Genomic DNA, 17,474 nt, shown 5'->3' with positions numbered 1-17,474 from the left:
TCGGCTTGCTAGGGGGAGGGAAGAGTTGCGCAACCTCTGCGTCCCCTTCAAGAGACGCGCAAGGAGCTACCGCCGAGCTTCAGTTCGTGGACTCCGTGACACCCCAGCTGGAACGACCAAACAGGGGGGCCGTGGATCCCCCGATGAATCGAGGGGGATCACCGCCCCCTCGCTCTCCCCCGTTTCTCTAAGGGATCCAGGCCAAGGCGCTGCTGCTCAGCGGCAGGCGACGACGGCTGTTGGGGAGCGGCAGTCCATCTTGCAAGTCCAGCAACCACACTTGCGCGCTCCGGATGGCTTGCCCACTGCGGCTGAGGGGAGCCCAGGGATCCGGAATCTCCTCTTGCAAGGGCTGCAAAAGCGTGTAGGCCAACAGGCGGCCGTCCGGAGAAAGGCTGAAGTCCAGCTCAAAGGGGTAGTCGGCCCGAGCCATCTCCGCGATCTTGCCAGCTTGGGCAGCGCCACCGCTGCTGAACACGATTGCCAGCAGGCGGGATGATTCGCTGTAGCCCGGCAACGCCAACTCGCCCTGATTGCCGGTAACCTCAACCTCGCTCACCAAGCTGTAAAAGACAGGCGCCCTCGGCGAGAAAGCTCCTTTGGCAACGGATCCCTCGGTTACCCAAATCTCCTCGCTGGTGCCGGTATTGCTGACGATAAAGAGGCTGCGGGTGTAGTCGGGATTGAAGCGCAGCAAAGCCCCGAAAGCCCCGTCGGGACGGATGGCCAAGGTTTGGCCGAACTGGGCCAAAAAGCTCTCCGCTGCCGCCCGCGGGTGCAGGGGCACAATCCCCACCCCTTGCCCCTGGGAGATGAGCAAGCTGCTCTCATCAGGGCTGATGAAAAAGTCTCCCCCCAAAGCCGTGTCCAGCTCCAGACGCTCAAAGGGATCCTGTCTCCTTTTCTGGACCCACAGCTCCGTCTGGACAGGGGCGAGGGGATCCCGTTGCAGGGGGATCCGCTCCGCTACCACCAGCTCCCCCGTCGGCGAGACCTGGAAGCGCAGGTTTTGGTAGCCCTGGTGATCCAGCAGCAACTGGGAAGACTGATCCTCCAGATCCAGGCGGTACAGATCCTGGTGTTGTAGGCTGGTGGTGGTGGCAAAGTAGTAGACAAAGCGGCCATCGGCGCTGGGCTGCATTTGAGTGACCTTCAGCCCGGCTGGCGTCAGCAACGTGGTGGATCCCGTCTCCAGGTTAAAGAGGAACAGCCGCCCCCGTTGGTCTGCTTCCGTGCCGATCCCCAACAACTGCCGATCCGGCGTGCGAAACTCTCCCTCAAAAGGTCGCACCATGGGCTGGCCCCGCTCATCCACGGCGGCCTTTAGGCGCAGCCGGTAGGTCTGGCCGTAGGGGGCCGGCTCTGTCAGGGTCCAAAAAAAGCGGCGGCCCAGCTTGTGCATCCGGCCCGGCAGAGGCGGCTGGATCTCCAAGTTGGCCGCAACGCTGTCCGCATCCATAGGGCGGTTGAAGGTCAGCACCATCTGCAGTTCCTGGGATCCCACCCGCTGCTGTTGCCAGTTGAAATCCCGCACATAGGGGGCCGTATGGTTGCCCAGCAAAAATAAGATCACCCCAATCGCCAAGTTGCAGAGGGTGATCCCGGCTACCCAGCGATCCAAGGGCTGGGTCAGCCCTCGCTGCAGAGCTGCATAGAAACGACGTGCCGGCCAGGCAGGCATCCGGGTCGTACAGTTCTCGACATCTCAAACCAGATTAAGGCACCTTTCAGGCGCTTGGGGCCACTGCCCTCACCCCCGCCCCCTCTCCCAGAGGGAGACTGCCCTCACCCCCAGCCCCTCTCCCAGAGGGAGAGGGGAGCTGGGCTGGAGCGGGAACGGGTAAACGGCTCTACTGCAGCATGACAAAGAGAAAGTCTTCCAACGCCGTCAGGAAGGTCAGCACCTCGTCAGTTGCCTGTTCTTTCGTCAGGGATCCCAGCTCGACGACCCGTTGAATCAGCTCTGCCACCGGAGTCGGCCCCTGCAGCAGCGGAGCCAGCCATCTCACCTTCTCGGCAGGGATGCTGATCCGCCCGTGGGTGGCCCCTGTCCACTGCATTTCGTAGGGGCGGTTCTCTTGCAGGGCCTTGTTGTACTCCTGGTGGAAGCGGGTATTGTCCATCAGCAGGGGGTTAAACTGCACGGATCCCGTCAGCCAATCCGCATCCGTCCAAGGCAGCACCAGGGAAGAGCCGGCGTGCTCGGCCCAAAAGTCGATGAGGCGATGGGCAGGCCGGATCAGCTCGTAGAGGTGCAGCCGCTCCATAACGCTGAGGGTTTCCAGCCGTTGCCGCACAAACTCCGGCACTTGCTTAAAGAGAGACTCCACCGACCAGTCGGGCATATCCACCAGGCTTAAAAAGCCCAACCCTGCCTGCTGCAACATGCCAAACACCTCGGGGATCGTAAATCCCTTGTCGTTGGCAAGCAGATAGTTGTTCAGGATGGCGGCGTCTTCGGTATAGTTGGCCGGGTTCCACAGCACTGCCTTGGCCACCTCTTCCTGCAGGGATCCCATGAATTCCCGCACGTTCTTGGCGCCTACTGCTGGCGGGACGTCGAATTGCCCCACCTTTTGCAAAGCTTCCTGCAGGCGGAGAAACACCTGGCGTTGGCGGCGGCTGTGGAGATTGGCGCGAATAATGCCCTCGGGCTTGAGAACCTTTTTCATCGCCCGCAAGCCCTCAGTGGGATCTGCCAACAAATACAGAACGTCGTTCAGGCTGATGAAATCGAACTGGATCCCCAGGCGATCCAGCTCCAGCACGTTGAGGACGTAGCACTGGACATCGGTGAAGCCGTGGCGGCGCAGGCGTTCCTCGGTGAGCTTGACGGAAGCCGGCGACAGATCACAAGCCACGATCTGGGCGCCCGGATTGGCCTCCGCCATCATCAGCGTCTCCCAGCCGGAGCCACAGCCGGCGTTAAGCATCACCTTGCCCTCTGACGGGACGAGCATGTGGGTGCGCAGGTACTGGGCGGTGGTATAGCTCATCTTGAACATCTCCCCCAAGACATTGCGGGCCGACTGGGAGAGGGGCACATTGGGGTAGGGCAGGGCCTCGTAGAGGCTGAGGGCCCGGTCTGCAGCCGAGAGAGCAGATCTGGTCATCGGCAGGGGAAAAGTGCAAGGGAGATCGAGAGAAGCAAGGCCATCGCTATGATTGAGTCTAGCCGCTGGTCGCGGCGGCGCTGCCGAGCAATAGAGATCTGCTGAGAACTGGCCATGACTGCTGCTGCTTTGCCCCGTCGCCGCTCCCGTTTCTCCCTGACAGGCACCCTGGCCGCCGTGGGCGGGGCGCTGCTGTGCGGGATCCTGGTGGTACGGCTGCAGGTGCCGATGCTGGAGCGGATCAATCTAGAGGCCCTGGAAAATGCCGAGGCCCGCAAAAACCGCAACATTGCCCTGGCCACCACCCTGGGCTGGCTGGGCTACCGCAACCTGGGCGCCTCCTGGCTGTGGCTGGAGCTGATCCAGTACTACGGCGACGCCCCTGCTCGCGCCCAAACCGGCTACGGCCTTGCCTACGAGTACTTCGACCACATGCTGCGGCTGGATCCCAATTTCTTCTTAGGCTACCGCCTCTCCAGCTTGGTGTTGGCCTATCGGGCTGGCCAGCCGGAAAAAGCCGTCGAGATTTTGGATCGCGGCCTGCAGCAGTTTAACCCCCAAAACAACCCCGATGCCTGGCGGCTCTACGTGGATCGCGCCCTGATCAACTTCATGTTTTTGGGGGATGCGGAAGCGGGCCGCCGCGACTACTACCAAGCCGCCGCCTGGCGGGAACAGGTGGGCTTGCCTGGTGACGATTTTCGCCAACTGGGGGACAACATCGCCCGCAGCCCCCTCAGCCGCCGCTCCCGCTTCGATGTCTGGCTAAGCGTGTTTAACGCCACCAGCGACCGGGATACCCGCCAGTTTGTTCTGGAACAACTGACCCAATTGGGGACGGTGCTGCGCACGTTGCCCACGGGCGAGATCGAGATTCTCCCGCCGCCTCTGCCCAGTGGACTTGAGGAAGAGCCCTACCGCTTGCGCCTGTGATTCCAATCCAGTGACGCACTCCCGACCCTCATCTTCGTTGAGTCAACACAACATGGCTTACAGCACGCTGCGCGAACCGATAGCGTACGGGCTTCACGCTTCCCAGACTTGTTGGTACAGAGGTCTCAGCGTGCTGCCACCGTGCCACCCGCGGCGGGAACCAGTCAGGGAAACTCTTTAAGCTAACTGGACAAAGATTGCCATCTAGGGTTGTGACGTTGCCCCAAGAGGTGAGCTAGACTCTAACCCAAATTCTCATCCTGGGAGCCGACTTTTGCAGAAGGGCAAGCTCCGCGTCGGAGAAGTTGCTTTCTCTGACGCGGGTGAGTTATTGGCTCTGGCGCCTCTTTCCGAGGAAGCAGCAGCCCATTTGCTTCTGCCAGTCTGCGAAGACGCCTCAGGCTTTTGGCGGGTTCCCGCAGCCTCCCCATTTCTTATTATTTCTTAACTTTTGTTGTTCTGCACAATTAGGAGTGATCCCCATGGCCTCAAGAACTTCTCTCCTGATGACGGCGGCTGTCCTTTCGGGCACTTGGTTTGTCCTCCCTGCAGCGGCCCAATCTTCCGCGACAGCGCGAGTACGGTCGGTGGTGGATGGGGACACCTTTTGGGCAGACTTGAACGGCAGGCCCACCCGTTTTCGCCTTGCCTATGTGGATGCGCCGGAGCTGACGCAGGGACGCTGGGGGCGGCTCTCACAAGAGGCTTTGCAAAGCCTGCTGCCGCCGGGATCCCTGGTGCAGGTGGATACCCTCTACGTCACGCCGGAAGGGCTGCACATTGCCCAGGTGTACAACTCTGAGGGCTTGGTGAATTTGGAGATGTTGCGCCAGGGGCAGGCGGCGGTTTACGAGCGCTTTTTGTACGGGGCCAACCGGGAGCGCTACCTGGAAGCTCAAGAATTGGCCCAGGCGGCGCGCCGAGGTTTTTGGCAGCAACGCAATCCGGTGATGCCCTGGGAGTTTCGGGAGACAGCCGCGCAAACCTCGGCCTTTGCGGGATCCAACGTTTTGGACGGCTCCTTCCTGCGGGAAAACCCGGCAGCGGCAGCGGGCGTGGGCATTGCCACAGCAGTGGTGATGGTGGGCCTGAGCAAAGTGTTGTGGAAAAAGCCTCGCCAGAAAAACGCGAGCATCCGCCAGATGGAGCGGGATCTGAAACAACTGCGGCGCAGCCTGGCCACAACGCTGGCCAGCTGCAAACAACTGGAACGGCAGTACGATCAACTGCTGCAAAAGGCTGAGGATTGGTTTGTCAGAGCCGAGAAGGCCAGCCAACATGACCAGGACGAACTGGCGCGCCAGGCTTTGGTGCAGCAGAACCAACACATGAGTGCCGCAGAGGCGGTTCGTCGCTCCCTGGACGAGGTTGAGGCCCAGGCGACAGCTATCCGCGAGGGCATTTCCCGCTTGGAAAGCCAGATCGCGATGGCCAAGCTGGAACGGGAGATGAACAACTAAAAAAACAACTAAAAAGAGGTAACGGGGCGGGTGCAGTGCCTCAGTGTGAACGACTCCCGCCACTCCTCTTCGTTGAGCAAACACAACATGGCTTACGCCACGCTGCGTGAACCGATAGCGTACGGGCTTCACGCTTCCCAGACTTGTTGGTACTTGTTGGTACAGAGGTCTCAGCGTGCTGCCACCGTGCCACCCGCGGCGGGAAACTCTTCAGAGATTTAACTTGTGCTCCTCAATTGCAGCACGAACGGCTTTCATCCCGACACTGATTGGCTCCTGAGTCAACACAATTCACTCATACAGTGCAGGGCTTCCCGCCGATTAAGCTAAATCGAAGAAATAGCAACGATTGCCATTTTAGTTGGGTTTCAGACTTGGCTCTGCGCATTGGCGAAGCGGTTGCTAGGGATCCCCGCAGCCAGAGGCTCAGGTTGCAGCCTGTCTGGGGGGGCGGGGATTACCTAGATTGGGATCAAGACAACTGAGGATCTCGGCAGCCAGCTCAACCCAAGCCCAAGAGAACGCAGAGGGATCCCGACAGTTTCGATAGACTGTGAGAGGGACTGTGTAAAGAATTACTCCCTCAAGCTCTCTCTCTTCTTCTCTGGTGTGTTTCAGTCCTATTGCAGCGTGTGGTACTAACGTGGGTGCAATGGCCTTTTTCTCTCGCTATTCTTTCTTCTCTCCCGGTTGGAGGGGGGCGCTACGAGGTCAGTGGGGCTGGGCAGGGCTGTTGCTCATGGCTCTGCAGCTTGGGCAGCCCGCTGTGGCTCAGACAGAGACCCGAGTTTGGAGTGGCACCGGCCAGATCTTGAGCGGTCAGGGGCAGGGGGCGACGGTGCAACTGGTTCTGGAAACCGGTGGCGGACGCATTTGGACGCAGTCGGGGCCGGCGTTGGACGCGCCCTTTTCCGGCGGGCAGATTTCGGTTACCAGCGGCGACGGCACCTGGCAAATTCAATCGCAGGGGGATCAGTTGTTGGTGACCTTTTACCGCGGCGAGCAGATCATCCGCTGGCAACTGCGCCCCGTCGGCGAGGTTCCAGCCTCTCCTCCCTCTGGGCTATCCGGCTCCTTAAGCGGCGACACCTCCCAACCCGTGGCTCTGCCTGTGCAAGAGCTGGTTGTTCCCATCCAGAATTTGCCCAACAATCGCTGAGGGATCCCGCGGGCTGGTTTCCCAGTTTAGATAAATGGTTCAGAAAAGAGATTAGGGGTGCTCCTGCTTTGCCTGTTGCCAGAGGGCCTCTAACTCCGCGAGGGTGAGTCTTTGGAGAGGGAGCGGGGAGGCTTGGCCGCTGCCAGGTAACGCTGCTTCTGTTGGTTGCCGCGCCAGCTCTTCCATGCGCAAAAAACGGCGGGCAAAGCGCAGATTGGTCTGGGTCAAGGCCTGCGCGGCATCCAGCCCATACCAACGGCCCAAATTGACCAGAGCAAACAACAGATCCCCCAACTCGGCTTCCTGTCGCGCCGGGTCGGGGGGATCCCGTTCCAGCTCTCGGCGCAGTTCGGCCTCTTCCTCGCGGATCTTGGCCCAGATCCCCTCCACCGTCGGCCACTCAAATCCCGCTCCCACCACTTTTTGGCAGATCTTCAGGGCCGCCATCAGGGGGGGCAAACTTTCAGCGTAGTGGAGAAGTTTCTGGCCGAGGGTCTGCTGTGGCTGTTCCTTCTGCTTGATGTCTTCCCAGGAGCGGTGCAACTCAGAAAGGCTGGAAACATCTGACTGCGGAGCATCCCCAAACACATGGGGGTGACGGCGGATCAGCTTATCGGCAATCCGCGCGGCTACGGTTTCCAGGTCGAAGTGGTTTCGCTCGGCAAAGATCTGGGATTGCAACACCACCTGCAGCAACAGATCCCCTAGCTCTTCGACAATGGCCGCCGGATCCCCAGCCCGAATGGCCGCCACCGTCTCGTAGGCTTCTTCGAGGATATAGGGAGTCAGCGACTCGGGCGTTTGGGCGCGATCCCAAGGACAGCCGTCGGGGGCGCGCAACTGAGCCACTATTGCCGCCAAGCGGTTGAGGTGCTGTGCAGACGCGGAGCGCTCCAGATAAAGATGGGCAAAAGAGCCTGTGACCTGCGGATCCCAGCTTTGCAGCGTCAGGGGGCCGTCCACTACCTGCAAGTCTTCTGTGAGCAAGGTCAACGCTTGGCTGGGGGCGCAGAACTGCTGTAAAAAACGACGCAGCTCCGCCAGATCCTTCTTCCCGCAACTTTTCAGCAGCAGGGATCCCTGCCCAGCCGCAGACCAGCGGGCCAGATGCTGTTGCCAACCGGGCTGAAGGCTATCCAGCGTTTGCAGCATGGTCGTAGGTGCGGCCCAAATCCAGCAGGCGCCTGAGCTGCTCGAGATCGATGAAACTCAGCTCCAAAAGGATCATCAGCAACGGCCCTTGCTGGCGATGCTGCAGCTTTTTGGCCAAGCTCAGTTGGGAGCGGTCGATGATGCCTGCTTGCAACAGGTATTCTTCAAGGACAGGAGGGGGAATGGGATCTAGCATAGTCGTTTCACGGCGCTGAGAAGGACAAGTGGAAAAACTGAGAGGATGACCAACTAATGTAATCATTCTTAACACTCTTACAGAGCTTCCGCAAAGATCTGGCCGGCAACTGAGCCAAGAGGCGGCAAGCCGGGTTTTCTGAGCGCAGCTCTGCTAAGCGATCCCTCCCGTTACCGGGACAGATGGGATCTCTGTATCCAAGAGCACAAAAAATGGAGTCAGTGAGGTCAATGTATAATAGCAGGTTTGCTGCCGATTGACAGTGCCCTGAGAGGCCGATGCTCTTCCCCTAGCGCAGGGTAGCTCGGGTATGGAGCGATGTTACCTTTTTATCCTGCCGACTCCAGCTATTGGATAAAAATCTTGCTAACAATGTAACCATCCCGTCCGGCTTGAGGTTGACCCATCTGCTATTCTCCAGTTCCGTTAAGCTAAAGGCAGGTGTAGCGTCGATGCTTGTGGGGCCATGTCTGAAGCTCAAGGTTTGCTGCCGGTGGGGGCGAGGGTTGAGGTGGTGGAGATGCCTCCTTACTTGAAAACGGCTGACCCGATGCCGATGTTGCGCCCTGCCCATTTGATTCGGCTGCACGAACAAGGGGTGATCTTGCAGCGGCGGCTGTTGGGCACCTACAGTGTACAGTTTGCCAATGGCATCTTTTTAATCGACGGCAAGTACCTGGCTCTTGTGGGATCCCGCCCGTGAGCAACCCATCTCCACCGGGGCCTAGGAAACTGGGACTCTTGCTCTTTGGGAGCGGCAGGTCTTGCGCGTGCTGGCGGACTTTCGCGGTAGATTAAAGGGTGCTGGCTGGGGTTGGGTCAACATGGATGCGATCCAGCCTGGCTTGCGGTATTGGCTCTTCTGCTTCTGTTGCCCCACATCCGATTAGGCTATTGTCGCTTATGCCCAGAGTTATCGTCACGGATCCCATCGATCAGGCGGGAATCGACATCCTCTCCCAAGTGGCCCAGGTGGATGTGCAAACCGACCTCACGCCGGAGCAGTTGATTGCGGTCATTCCCAACTACGATGCCATCATGGTGCGCTCCGGCACGCGGGTCACCCGCGAGGTGATCGAGGCGGGGACGAACTTGAAAATCATCGGTCGGGCGGGGGTGGGCGTGGACAACATCGACGTGGCTGCCGCCACCAAAGCTGGGATCCTGGTGGTCAACTCCCCTGAGGGCAATACGATTGCTGCCGCCGAGCACGCCATCGCTTTGATGATGGCCCTCTCCCGCCACATTGCCGATGCCAATGCCTCTCTGAAAGCAGGCCAATGGAAGCGGCAGGAGTTTGTCGGGGTAGAGGTGTACAAAAAGACACTGGGCATTGTTGGCCTGGGTCGCATTGGATCCCATGTGGCCCAGATTGCCAAGGCGATGGGGATGCGGCTTTTGGCCTACGATCCCTACCTTTCGATGGAGCGGGCGGAGCAACTGGGGGTGCGCCTGGTGGATTTCACAACTTTGGTGCAGGAATCGGACTACATCACCCTGCATGTCCCCAAGACCCCTGAGACCACCAACCTGTTCAACGCCGAGACCTTCCGCCTGATGAAGCCGACCGCCCGCCTGATCAACTGTGCCCGCGGCGGCTTAGTGGACGAGCAAGCCCTCTATGAAGCCCTCAAATCCGGCCAAATTGCGGGGGCGGCCCTGGACGTCTTTGCCGATGAGCCCCTTAGCCAAGATTCACCTCTGCTTTCCTTGGGCAAGGAGATCCTGCTAACCCCTCATCTGGGGGCCTCCACTGAAGAGGCGCAGGTGAATGTGGCCATCGATGTGGCAGAGCAGATCCGCGATGTGTTGTTGGGGCTGCCTGCCCGTTCTGCTGTGAACATCCCTGGCTTGCAGGCGGAGGTGCTGCAAAGCCTCAAGCCCTACCTGGACTTGGCGGAAACTCTGGGCAACTTGGTGGGCCAGTTGGCGGGGGATCGGGTCAACCAGTTGGAGATCCGCCTCCAGGGATCCCTGGCGGAAAAAGATGGCCAGCCGATCGTCATCGCCGCGCTCAAGGGGCTGTTGACGCTGGCTCTGCGGGAGCGAGTTAACTACGTCAATGCTTCCATCGAGGCCAAGGAACGGGGCATTCGCGTGGTGGAGACGCGAGATCCCTCTTTGAAGGATTACTCCGGATCCCTGACGTTGATTGCCCATGGCCCCAACGGGGTGCGTTCGGTTTCGGGAGCGCTGATCGGAGAGCGGGAGGTGCGCATCACCCAGATCGACGAGTTCCCGGTGAATGTGCCCCCCTCTGCCAATATGCTGATGACCCTGCACCGGGATATGCCGGGGATCATCGGGCGCATCGGCACCCTGCTGGGGGCCTACAACGTCAACATCGCCAGCATGCAGGTGGGGCGCAAGATCATCCGCGGCGATGCGGTGATGGTGCTCAGCCTTGACGATCCCCTGCCAGATGGGATCATCGAAGAGGTGTTGAAGCAGCCAGGTATTCGCGATGCTTTTGTGGTGAACCTTTGACGGCTTCTGCTGGGGCAGTGCGAAACCGGCTTGAGCAGAGGGGAGGGTAATCTCTTTGCTTGGGTTAGCGGGGATAGTGTTGAGGTGAACGCTTGAGCCCGAACAACCTACCGCCGATGGGTGGAATCCCAACCTGGGATTGGCCGGGGTTTCTGGAGTCGCTAGGCCACTTTGGCGTCGATCTCAGCCTGGATCGCATGCAGGTTTTGCTGCAGCGCCTCGGCCAGCCCCAAGCGGGGATCCCGGCCATCCACGTAGCCGGCACCAACGGCAAGGGATCCGTCTGCGCCTGGGTCAGCCATGTGCTGTGGGCGGCGGGCTATCGCGTCGGTCGCTACACCTCTCCCCACCTGGTCAATTGGCGGGAGCGGATCTGGCTAAGCGGCGAGTACATTTCGCCAGGCGACTGGAGCCAGGTGTTGGCCCAAGTGCGGGACTGCCTGCAGACTTACGCTCCTGGCGAGGCTTCCCCCACCCAGTTTGAGGCCATTACCGCCGCTGCCTGGCTGTACTTTCGCCAGCAGAAGGTGGAGGTGGCGGTGATGGAGGTGGGCCTAGGGGGGCGACTGGATGCCACCAATGCCGGGATTGAGCCGGTGGTCACTGCCATCACGTCCATTGGCTGGGATCATTGGCAGCGTCTGGGCAACAGTCTGCCGCAAATTGCCTTCGAAAAAGCCGGCATCCTCAAGCCGGGGATCCCGACTGTGTGCGCACCCCAACCCCCCGAGGTGATGGCCGTGATCCGGGCCAGAGCCGAGCAGATGGGCAGTCCTCTGCGGGTGGTGGAACCTTTGCAATGGTCGGGGCCCCAGGCCGTCCGCTGGCGCGAGCAGGTACTCACCCTGCCCCTCCCCGGTGAGGTGCAACTGACCAACGCCGCGGTCGCTCTGGCCGTTTTGGAGACCCTGCAGGAGCAGGGCTGGCAGATCCCAGAAGCTGCAGTGGCCAGGGGGTTTGCCGCCACTCGGTGGCCGGGCCGTCTGCAGCGGGTGCAAGTGGGATCCCGCCGGTTGTTGCTGGATGGGGCCCACAACCTGCCCGCTGCCCAGGCGCTGCGCCGCTACCTAGACGAGCACCAGCCCGGCCCTCTCACCTGGTATATGGGCATTCTCACGACTAAAGATGTCAAGGGTATTCTTGCTACCCTGCTGCGACCGGGGGATCGCCTCTTTGCCCTGCCCATCTTCGGCCACGCCAGCACCCCTCCGGAAGAACTGGCCCACCTGGCCCAGATCCTGCAACCCCATCTTCGCTCTGTCCAGGCGCTGCCAGATCTTGCCGCTTTACAAGCCCAACTGCAGCAGCCAGCTGACCCCGGCGAGCCGCCTGCGGTCATCTGTGGATCCCTGTACCTCTTGGGCCAGGTGATGCAAGCTTGCCTGGGATGGGATCTGGCCTGCTGAGGCTCCTGCAACCAGTTTGGCCGATGGCTTGGAGATCCCTAGCGCTCCCTTTGCCAGCTCCATCGGGATGACAGGATTTGAACCTGCGGCCCTCTGCTCCCAAAGCAGATGCGCTACCAAGCTGCGCTACATCCCGCTCTTGTAATTATGGCAGATATCAGGCCGGATCCCTGCTGTAGGTTGTCGAATTCCCGCTGGGGCACCCCACCCCCAACGGCATCTTCTACTTAGAACCTGCTGAACCTGTTGGGATGGGTAGCCGCTGCAAACAGCACGGTGGACTGAGGGCGAGCTTCTTGTTCGTCTTCGCAGAGGTTCCCCGACTCCTCAGGTGTTTCCTCAAAAGAGCTTGTCCAATGAGTCTCAGCCAAGCCCCTGATCCCCCTCAAGACCTGAGCATCTGAATCGGCATCACGATCAGGGTATTGCCCTGGCGATCGACCACATAGAGCTCTTGGCCAGGTTGAATCTCCAGGTTGGGGACGCTGCACTTGGCATTCCAGGTGGAGCCGAGATAAGAGACCCGACCCCGCTCGCCCGGCGGAATGGCCGTAACTGCCCGCGCTTCCCGCGATTCCTTCAGGAGATCTTCCAACTGAGTTGAAGTAGAGGGCAGCAGACGCCGGCTGAGAACGATCAGCCCAAGGGAGAGCACAATCCAAGCCGAGAACTGGGCCCAAAGCGGCCACCCCCAATAGGCCAAAAGAGCAGCCCCTAGGGCAGCCACACCCGTCGGGCCAGCCACCAGCTCCGGCAAAAACAGCTCGGAAGCAATGAGAACCAACCCAAGGCTAATCCAAGGCCAAACCATAAAACCCAGGGATCCCACCACCTTCAGTATGGCTTAAAGCGCCTGGATTCTGGGTAGGGGTTTGTTGCCGAGCTGCCAGCTAGCTGCCTAGGCGGTAGTTCTCCAAAAACTGTAAGGGATCCACCTCTGCTTGGGGAGGGTTCTTGGGTAGGTTCTTGGATTCGGCAATCCGCATCAAGGTCTCCCAGTCGGTGTTCATGACGAAGGCCACTGCTTGCCGGGCCGCCTCTCGGTGGGGGCAGGCGTCGCCCAAGACACAGCCATCTCGGCAGAGAGTGGCGCAGTCGTGCTCAGTGCTCTTGAGAGTTGGGCCAGCCATGATGTCGTTTTCTCCTAGGGTTTTACATTTTCTTCAGAATACCTGACCTGAAGAGAATCTTGCGCCTGTTGGGGATCGGAAGGGGCGCAGATAGCCTGGAGGAGGTGAGAAGACCGGTTAAGCCCAGAGGAGCAGGGGTCTTATGGAGTTTTCCGAACTGCAAGTGCTGGTGGAGCGGGCTCTGGAAGATAAGAAGCTAACCCGCAGCGAGGTGGATCAAATCATCGCCGCCATCCGGGCCGATGGCAAAATCTCCCCGGAAGAGATGAGCTTGCTGGAGTCCATTCGCGAGAAGGTACTGCGCCGAGAAATTCAGGTGGTGGAAGAGTGAAGGGCCGGGATCCCTTTCTGCAGGTAGAGGGTGACCTCGCTGCGGTTGTGAAACAGGTGGCGCGCCCTCACCACCGGGAAGGCGCTGCCCAAGATGTCTAGGGTCTGTCGGAGCACCCGCAGGCGATGCTGGTGGGGGAGCTTTAGGGTCATCATGGCTGCCCCCTGCGGCTCCAGATGAGGGGCAAAGGCCGCCATTAGATGGGCAGAGGCGCGGCCATCCATGCGCATGTCGTTGAGAATGAGGTGAAACCGCCCTGCGCAGCGGGCTAGGTAGGTTTGGGCGCTAAGGCGGTAGTGGCAAATGCCGGCATCGGAGCGGAGACGCTCGTCCAGTTCTGCCGGATCCACGGCCGTCACCTGCTGGCCATGCAGGCGCAAAATGCGCGACCAGCCCCCTGGCGCTGCCCCCAGATCTAAAGCCTGCCCCCCTGGGTGCAAAAGGATGCGAAACACCTGTATGGCTTCTAGCAACTTGAACTCAGAGCGGCTAATCTGACCGGGATCGCGGCGGAAGCGGTGAATGCCGCCGGCCCAGGTGGAGAGGTTTTGCGCCGCCCGCGACAGGCCCAGCCAAGCTCGGATCCCTGTCGGGTTGGCCAGGATCACCGCCGAGATCACCTGTTGGGGATCCTTGACCTGCAGCGGCGCCCCCACTGCCGCCGCCACCTGGGCTGCTAGGGCTGCATTGACCTGGAAGGGCTTGACGTTGAGCTTGCCAAATAGGCGCGTCTGTACAGAAAAGCTGAGGGCAGGGTCGATGGCCGCCAACAGCTCTTCGTCTAGACAGAGTTGCGTCAGGGATCCCTCGTCCAGCCAAAACTCCCGCTGGATGGGGCAGATGTGGCGCAAAAAAATAGGGGGGTTGGCCTGCCAGACCTGGGCAAGGTCGGCAAAGGAACGCTGACTGCACACCCACACTAGGCCAGGTGCCTCTGGCAAAGGCTGAAGGACGGCCTCGGGATCCGCCGCCGCAATTTCCCGCCTTGCCAGATCCAGAAAATCGGGGTCGGCGCTGCCCAGCCACAGGTGAGTAGCGGGGGGAAGAAACCTGCTCACTGAACCCCCTGCCATTGCAGATAGGGCAAGGAAGCAGCCACCTCTTGAATCCGCTCCCGGGCAGTCAGCAATTGTCCGGTGGCATCCCACGTCCCCTGCACCAGCATTTGCCAGGCCCCCTGCGGGATTTCAACAGCAGCGGCCTTGTCCTCCCAACGCACCTGTTTGTTGAGCAGATCCAGCGTTAACTGGAGCTGCGGGTTTCTGACCACTGCCTCCTGGAGAGTGTGGATCACGCTGGCGGGTGCTGTTACACAGGGGATCCCCAAACTCAGGCAGTTGCCGAAAAAGATTTCGGCAAAGCTTTCGCCGATGAGGGCGCGGATCCCCCACTTGGCCAGAGCTTGGGGGGCGTGCTCCCGGCTGGAGCCACAGCCAAAGTTAGCGTTGACCAGCAAGATCTCTGCCCCCTGGTACTGAGGCAGGTCAAAGGGATGCTGGCCGGCAGCTTGGGCACGGTCGTCGGCAAATACATGCTGGCCCAAGCCCTCAAAGGTAACGCACTTCAAGAAACGAGCCGGGATGATCCGGTCGGTGTCGATGTCGTTGCCCACCAGCGGGATCCCACGGCCCGTGATGGTCAAAACTTCGCTTGGCATGGGAATTGCAGTGAACTTCTGGACTCAAAAGCTGGGAATTGGCTTCAGGGTTTTGCAGGGTATAGCCTGGGGCAGCCTGCCAAACTCTGCTTGAGCGACGGGGCAAGCCTTGAGAACAAGTGCTAGAAACGAAACATCCAGCTCGGCTAGCGGCGGTAAACTTGGTTTTCCAGGTTGCGCACCTGCCGCTCCAGCCGATCCAGCCGCCCGCGCAGCTCGTCCATTTCCGATTGGCGAGGAACACCCAAATCCTGCAGGACGTTGCGCACCTGACGCTGCACGTAAGACTCCAGGTTGCTCTGCTCGGATTTCACCTGGTTGAGCAGGTTGTTGATGACGTTGGATGCCTCTTCTGGTTTGAGCTGACCTTTCTGCACCAGCTCGTCAGCAGCCTTTTTCAACTGCTCCGCCAGCAGAGCGGTGGTGCCCACGCCCATTAGTAAGAGCTGACGTAAGATACTGTTATTGTCCAACGCTGCCCTCCAGAGAATGCTTGCCGAAGGTACGGGCTTCTATGACTACTTATTCTCCTCAGTTTGCCCTCAACTTCGCAACCGGGTCGGCCAGCTTCCCGCTTTCGGCAGAGGGGGCACGGGAGTGGCACAGGGCTTTGCAAACCCTTTTGGAGCGGCTCAAAGTGGGGGCAAGCGGCCTCCAACGCCAGCCCCAGGCGCCGATTGAGTTTCACCATTCCGCCCCAAACTTGTACTTGGAGATGTTCTGCAATCCCAATATCTGGCCCGGCCCCTACGCCGCCAAGGTGTTAGTAACGTTGAAAACAGGGGCATTGCGCCTTTCTATTGAAGTAGAGTTCTCCCGCCTGCAAGAAGACCTCAGCCAGTACCTGGAGTCTCTGAGATGAGCGAAGGCCGACACACTTTGGGCGAGGATCCGGCGGTTATTGCAGTAACGGAGCTGCTGGTTGAGCCGCCAGGTGGGATCCCTGGCCAGATGGAGACAGTTTCTCTCACTTGGCACGATCGCCAGCGCTCTCGGCAGCGGCTGGTGAGTGACCGAGGCACGGCAATCCAGTTGATGCTGCCCCGCGGCACCCACCTTCACGATGGGGATCTGCTGTATGCAGACGCCCAGCGACACATTCGAGTCAAGGCCCAGGCGGAACCGGTGCTTGTCATTCAACCTGAAAATGTCGTTCAAATGGGCCAGGTGCTTCACCAACTGGGCAACTGGCATCGCCCGGCCCACCTTTCTCCCCAAGGGCAGATCCTGGCGCTGGAGGACGAGCCGCTGCGGGATTGGCTAACCCACCTAGGGATCCCGTTCCATTCGGAGATGCGGGTCTTCGAGCCCAACCTCTTGGCCCATAGCCATTGATGGCTATTGCAAGCCTTGTCAACGACACGTAAACTACCCGGCTCCGACCGCTAAGCGGTAGGGAGCGGGCTTTCTGTAGCTCTGCAGTTGGCAAGCCAACCACGGACCTCTAGGCCAGTTTACAGCGACTCCCAAAAGGGCAATCATGTTGGCACCGTTAAAATCTGCATCCCCTTCCCAGCCACAGGCCGGGTTCACACAACGAAAATGCTTCCCTTCCCGCTGCCCAAGCCAGAAGCACTGGTGGCAGGTCTGCGAGCTGTAGGCAGGCGGCACCACCACAACCTGGATCCCTGCTCTGGCGGCCTTGTAGTGCACAAATTGCCGCAACGGGTAAAACGCCCCTCGCGCTAGCGGGCCGTAGGCCTCACTGTTCGCCCGCCGCCGCTCGACTTTACTACGCGACTGTTGATTGGTACGTTCTCTAATTCCAGTCAAGTCCTCCAAGGCAATAAAACGGTGGGTGGCCAGTGCCCTAGCAACAATGGACTTGGAGATGCGATGGTTCACCCAAGCTTGAAAGCGCCTCTCCCGACCAGACAGCCGTTGCAACAGCTCCCGACACCTGCGCCGAGAACTGCGTGTGCCCTTGCTGGCCTTGCGTTGCAGAGCCGCTCTCAACCGGGAGTAGTGGTCTCTGACCCGGTTCAGCTGCTGTCCATTCCAGTTCTCTCCCTCAGAGGTATGGGCAATATCTCTCCTACCCAAGTCCACGCCAATCGCCTTGACGGCGCTCTCCGGTTCCGGTACCTCAGATTCCACGCAAATCTGGGTGAAGTAGGAACCGTCTTGGCGTTTGACCAACGTGGCCGCTTTGGGATGAGAACCCGCCAGCATCCCGCGCTGGTAGGAGCCAACATCCAGCTCAAAGCGTTCGCATCCCTCAACGGTGGTCAGCGACACCGTCCAGTCCTTCTCCCGGAAAGAGAAGATGCGGGCATCGTAGGTAACAAAGCCGCCCTTGAACGCTTTGACCGGACGATTCTTTTGCTGGGCAACCTTGCGAGCAGCGGCCAACCTTCTGCACACCTGTTGTGTCACTCGCGCTAGCGGGACGGAGTCCTTATTGCTGGAGAGCCCAAAGCGGGTACGAATTTCGCGGTAGCAGAGCGATT

Annotated in this window: 19 protein-coding genes and 1 tRNA gene; 9 read left to right on the top strand and 11 right to left on the bottom strand. The window is 60.1% G+C overall.

Going from position 1 to position 17,474, the window contains the following annotated elements; genetic code table 11:
• Positions 1-187 precede the first annotated feature (187 nt).
• Both NW863_RS08440 and NW863_RS08435 read right to left on the bottom strand, forming a co-directional pair.
• Positions 188-1,681, bottom strand: a complete 1,494-nt coding sequence (locus NW863_RS08440; protein ID WP_414365775.1) for a hypothetical protein — start codon at positions 1,679-1,681, stop codon at positions 188-190.
• A 169-nt stretch (positions 1,682-1,850) separates the two neighbouring features.
• Positions 1,851-3,113, bottom strand: a complete 1,263-nt coding sequence (locus NW863_RS08435; protein ID WP_414365774.1) for a class I SAM-dependent methyltransferase — start codon at positions 3,111-3,113, stop codon at positions 1,851-1,853.
• Positions 3,114-3,227: 114 nt separating this feature from the next.
• Here NW863_RS08435 and NW863_RS08430 point away from each other — a divergent pair, with 114 nt between their 5' ends.
• The 3 genes from NW863_RS08430 to NW863_RS08420 all read left to right on the top strand — a co-directional run bounded on the left by NW863_RS08430 (position 3,228) and on the right by NW863_RS08420 (position 6,665).
• Positions 3,228-4,046 carry a hypothetical protein gene (locus NW863_RS08430; protein WP_414335874.1) on the top strand — a complete coding sequence of 273 codons (819 nt, stop codon included), beginning with the start codon at positions 3,228-3,230 and terminating at the stop codon, positions 4,044-4,046.
• A gap of 482 nt (positions 4,047-4,528) precedes the next feature.
• The gene (locus NW863_RS08425; protein ID WP_414365773.1) at positions 4,529-5,506 is read left to right on the top strand and encodes a PspA/IM30 family protein; all 978 of its coding nucleotides are present in this window, start codon (positions 4,529-4,531) and stop codon (positions 5,504-5,506) included.
• 652 nt (positions 5,507-6,158) lie between these two features.
• On the top strand, positions 6,159-6,665 hold the full coding sequence (locus NW863_RS08420) for a hypothetical protein (protein WP_414365772.1): 507 nt from the start codon (positions 6,159-6,161) through the stop codon (positions 6,663-6,665).
• Between the two features lie 51 nt (positions 6,666-6,716).
• Here NW863_RS08420 and mazG read toward each other — a convergent pair whose 3' ends face one another.
• Both mazG and NW863_RS08410 read right to left on the bottom strand, forming a co-directional pair.
• Positions 6,717-7,817 (bottom strand): nucleoside triphosphate pyrophosphohydrolase, encoded by a 1,101-nt coding sequence (gene mazG / locus NW863_RS08415; RefSeq protein WP_414365771.1) that lies wholly within the window; start codon positions 7,815-7,817, stop codon positions 6,717-6,719.
• Positions 7,798-8,013 (bottom strand): DUF2949 domain-containing protein, encoded by a 216-nt coding sequence (locus NW863_RS08410; RefSeq protein WP_414365770.1) that lies wholly within the window; start codon positions 8,011-8,013, stop codon positions 7,798-7,800. The genes mazG and NW863_RS08410 overlap by 20 nt, the downstream gene beginning before the upstream one ends.
• A 466-nt stretch (positions 8,014-8,479) precedes the next feature.
• Between NW863_RS08410 and NW863_RS08405 the strand changes: the two genes are divergently transcribed.
• The 3 genes from NW863_RS08405 to NW863_RS08395 all read left to right on the top strand — a co-directional run bounded on the left by NW863_RS08405 (position 8,480) and on the right by NW863_RS08395 (position 11,906).
• Positions 8,480-8,716, top strand: coding sequence for a DUF3148 domain-containing protein (locus NW863_RS08405; protein ID WP_414365769.1), 237 nt, complete (start codon positions 8,480-8,482; stop codon positions 8,714-8,716).
• A gap of 200 nt (positions 8,717-8,916) precedes the next feature.
• Positions 8,917-10,500, top strand: a complete 1,584-nt coding sequence (serA, locus tag NW863_RS08400) for a phosphoglycerate dehydrogenase (protein WP_414365768.1) — start codon at positions 8,917-8,919, stop codon at positions 10,498-10,500.
• A 116-nt stretch (positions 10,501-10,616) separates the two neighbouring features.
• A complete protein-coding gene (locus NW863_RS08395; protein ID WP_414365767.1) occupies positions 10,617-11,906 on the top strand; it encodes a bifunctional folylpolyglutamate synthase/dihydrofolate synthase in 1,290 nt (429 codons plus the stop codon).
• 62 nt (positions 11,907-11,968) lie between these two features.
• Here NW863_RS08395 and NW863_RS08390 read toward each other — a convergent pair.
• The 3 genes from NW863_RS08390 to NW863_RS08380 all read right to left on the bottom strand — a co-directional run bounded on the left by NW863_RS08390 (position 11,969) and on the right by NW863_RS08380 (position 13,036).
• Positions 11,969-12,042, bottom strand: a tRNA-Pro gene (locus NW863_RS08390).
• A 249-nt stretch (positions 12,043-12,291) separates the two neighbouring features.
• Entirely contained in the window at positions 12,292-12,717 is a 426-nt protein-coding gene (locus NW863_RS08385; protein ID WP_414365766.1) for an NfeD family protein, read from the bottom strand.
• Positions 12,718-12,796: 79 nt separating this feature from the next.
• A complete protein-coding gene (locus NW863_RS08380) occupies positions 12,797-13,036 on the bottom strand; it encodes a hypothetical protein (RefSeq protein ID WP_414365765.1) in 240 nt (79 codons plus the stop codon).
• 142 nt (positions 13,037-13,178) lie between these two features.
• On the opposite strand from NW863_RS08380, the gene NW863_RS08375 reads away from it, so the two are divergent.
• Complete coding sequence (locus tag NW863_RS08375; RefSeq protein WP_414365764.1) at positions 13,179-13,367, top strand: hypothetical protein; 189 nt, start codon at positions 13,179-13,181, stop codon at positions 13,365-13,367.
• Here NW863_RS08375 and NW863_RS08370 read toward each other — a convergent pair.
• The 3 genes from NW863_RS08370 to NW863_RS08360 all read right to left on the bottom strand — a co-directional run bounded on the left by NW863_RS08370 (position 13,349) and on the right by NW863_RS08360 (position 15,497).
• Positions 13,349-14,425, bottom strand: coding sequence for an SAM-dependent methyltransferase (locus NW863_RS08370; RefSeq protein WP_414365763.1), 1,077 nt, complete (start codon positions 14,423-14,425; stop codon positions 13,349-13,351). The two genes, NW863_RS08375 and NW863_RS08370, sit on opposite strands and share 19 nt — an antisense overlap.
• Positions 14,422-15,024 (bottom strand): 3-isopropylmalate dehydratase small subunit, encoded by a 603-nt coding sequence (leuD, locus tag NW863_RS08365; RefSeq protein ID WP_414365762.1) that lies wholly within the window; start codon positions 15,022-15,024, stop codon positions 14,422-14,424. Before leuD ends, NW863_RS08370 begins: the two co-directional genes overlap by 4 nt.
• A gap of 146 nt (positions 15,025-15,170) precedes the next feature.
• A complete protein-coding gene (locus NW863_RS08360; RefSeq protein ID WP_011431016.1) occupies positions 15,171-15,497 on the bottom strand; it encodes a phasin family protein in 327 nt (108 codons plus the stop codon).
• Between the two features lie 41 nt (positions 15,498-15,538).
• Here NW863_RS08360 and NW863_RS08355 point away from each other — a divergent pair, with 41 nt between their 5' ends.
• Both NW863_RS08355 and NW863_RS08350 read left to right on the top strand, forming a co-directional pair.
• Positions 15,539-15,886, top strand: a complete 348-nt coding sequence (locus NW863_RS08355) for a hypothetical protein (RefSeq protein WP_414365761.1) — start codon at positions 15,539-15,541, stop codon at positions 15,884-15,886.
• Positions 15,883-16,359 (top strand): urease accessory protein UreE, encoded by a 477-nt coding sequence (locus NW863_RS08350; protein ID WP_414365760.1) that lies wholly within the window; start codon positions 15,883-15,885, stop codon positions 16,357-16,359. The genes NW863_RS08355 and NW863_RS08350 overlap by 4 nt, the downstream gene beginning before the upstream one ends.
• A 33-nt stretch (positions 16,360-16,392) precedes the next feature.
• Here the strand turns inward: NW863_RS08350 and NW863_RS08345 are convergent.
• Positions 16,393-17,474: RNA-guided endonuclease InsQ/TnpB family protein (locus NW863_RS08345; protein ID WP_414365759.1), on the bottom strand; the 1,082-nt coding region annotated here is incomplete at its 5' end.

Source organism: Synechococcus sp. B60.1 (assembly GCF_047462555.1).
Taxonomy (GTDB): Bacteria; Cyanobacteriota; Cyanobacteriia; order Thermostichales; family Thermostichaceae; genus Thermostichus.
This window is presented reverse-complemented; position numbering and strand designations above follow the sequence as displayed.

Excerpts from the sequence above, each read along its gene's own strand:
- NW863_RS08440 (WP_414365775.1), bottom strand. The coding sequence starts at position 1,681 with ATGCCTGCCTGGCCGGCACGTCGTTTCTATGCAGCTCTGCAGCGAGGG.
- NW863_RS08435 (WP_414365774.1), bottom strand. The coding sequence starts at position 3,113 with ATGACCAGATCTGCTCTCTCGGCTGCAGACCGGGCCCTCAGCCTCTAC.
- NW863_RS08430 (WP_414335874.1), top strand. The coding sequence starts at position 3,228 with ATGACTGCTGCTGCTTTGCCCCGTCGCCGCTCCCGTTTCTCCCTGACA.
- NW863_RS08425 (WP_414365773.1), top strand. The coding sequence starts at position 4,529 with ATGGCCTCAAGAACTTCTCTCCTGATGACGGCGGCTGTCCTTTCGGGC.
- NW863_RS08420 (WP_414365772.1), top strand. The coding sequence starts at position 6,159 with ATGGCCTTTTTCTCTCGCTATTCTTTCTTCTCTCCCGGTTGGAGGGGG.
- mazG (WP_414365771.1), bottom strand. The coding sequence starts at position 7,817 with ATGCTGCAAACGCTGGATAGCCTTCAGCCCGGTTGGCAACAGCATCTG.
- NW863_RS08410 (WP_414365770.1), bottom strand. The coding sequence starts at position 8,013 with ATGCTAGATCCCATTCCCCCTCCTGTCCTTGAAGAATACCTGTTGCAA.
- NW863_RS08405 (WP_414365769.1), top strand. The coding sequence starts at position 8,480 with ATGTCTGAAGCTCAAGGTTTGCTGCCGGTGGGGGCGAGGGTTGAGGTG.
- serA (WP_414365768.1), top strand. The coding sequence starts at position 8,917 with ATGCCCAGAGTTATCGTCACGGATCCCATCGATCAGGCGGGAATCGAC.
- NW863_RS08395 (WP_414365767.1), top strand. The coding sequence starts at position 10,617 with ATGGGTGGAATCCCAACCTGGGATTGGCCGGGGTTTCTGGAGTCGCTA.
- NW863_RS08385 (WP_414365766.1), bottom strand. The coding sequence starts at position 12,717 with ATGGTTTGGCCTTGGATTAGCCTTGGGTTGGTTCTCATTGCTTCCGAG.
- NW863_RS08380 (WP_414365765.1), bottom strand. The coding sequence starts at position 13,036 with ATGGCTGGCCCAACTCTCAAGAGCACTGAGCACGACTGCGCCACTCTC.
- NW863_RS08375 (WP_414365764.1), top strand. The coding sequence starts at position 13,179 with ATGGAGTTTTCCGAACTGCAAGTGCTGGTGGAGCGGGCTCTGGAAGAT.
- leuD (WP_414365762.1), bottom strand. The coding sequence starts at position 15,024 with ATGCCAAGCGAAGTTTTGACCATCACGGGCCGTGGGATCCCGCTGGTG.
- NW863_RS08355 (WP_414365761.1), top strand. The coding sequence starts at position 15,539 with ATGACTACTTATTCTCCTCAGTTTGCCCTCAACTTCGCAACCGGGTCG.
- NW863_RS08350 (WP_414365760.1), top strand. The coding sequence starts at position 15,883 with ATGAGCGAAGGCCGACACACTTTGGGCGAGGATCCGGCGGTTATTGCA.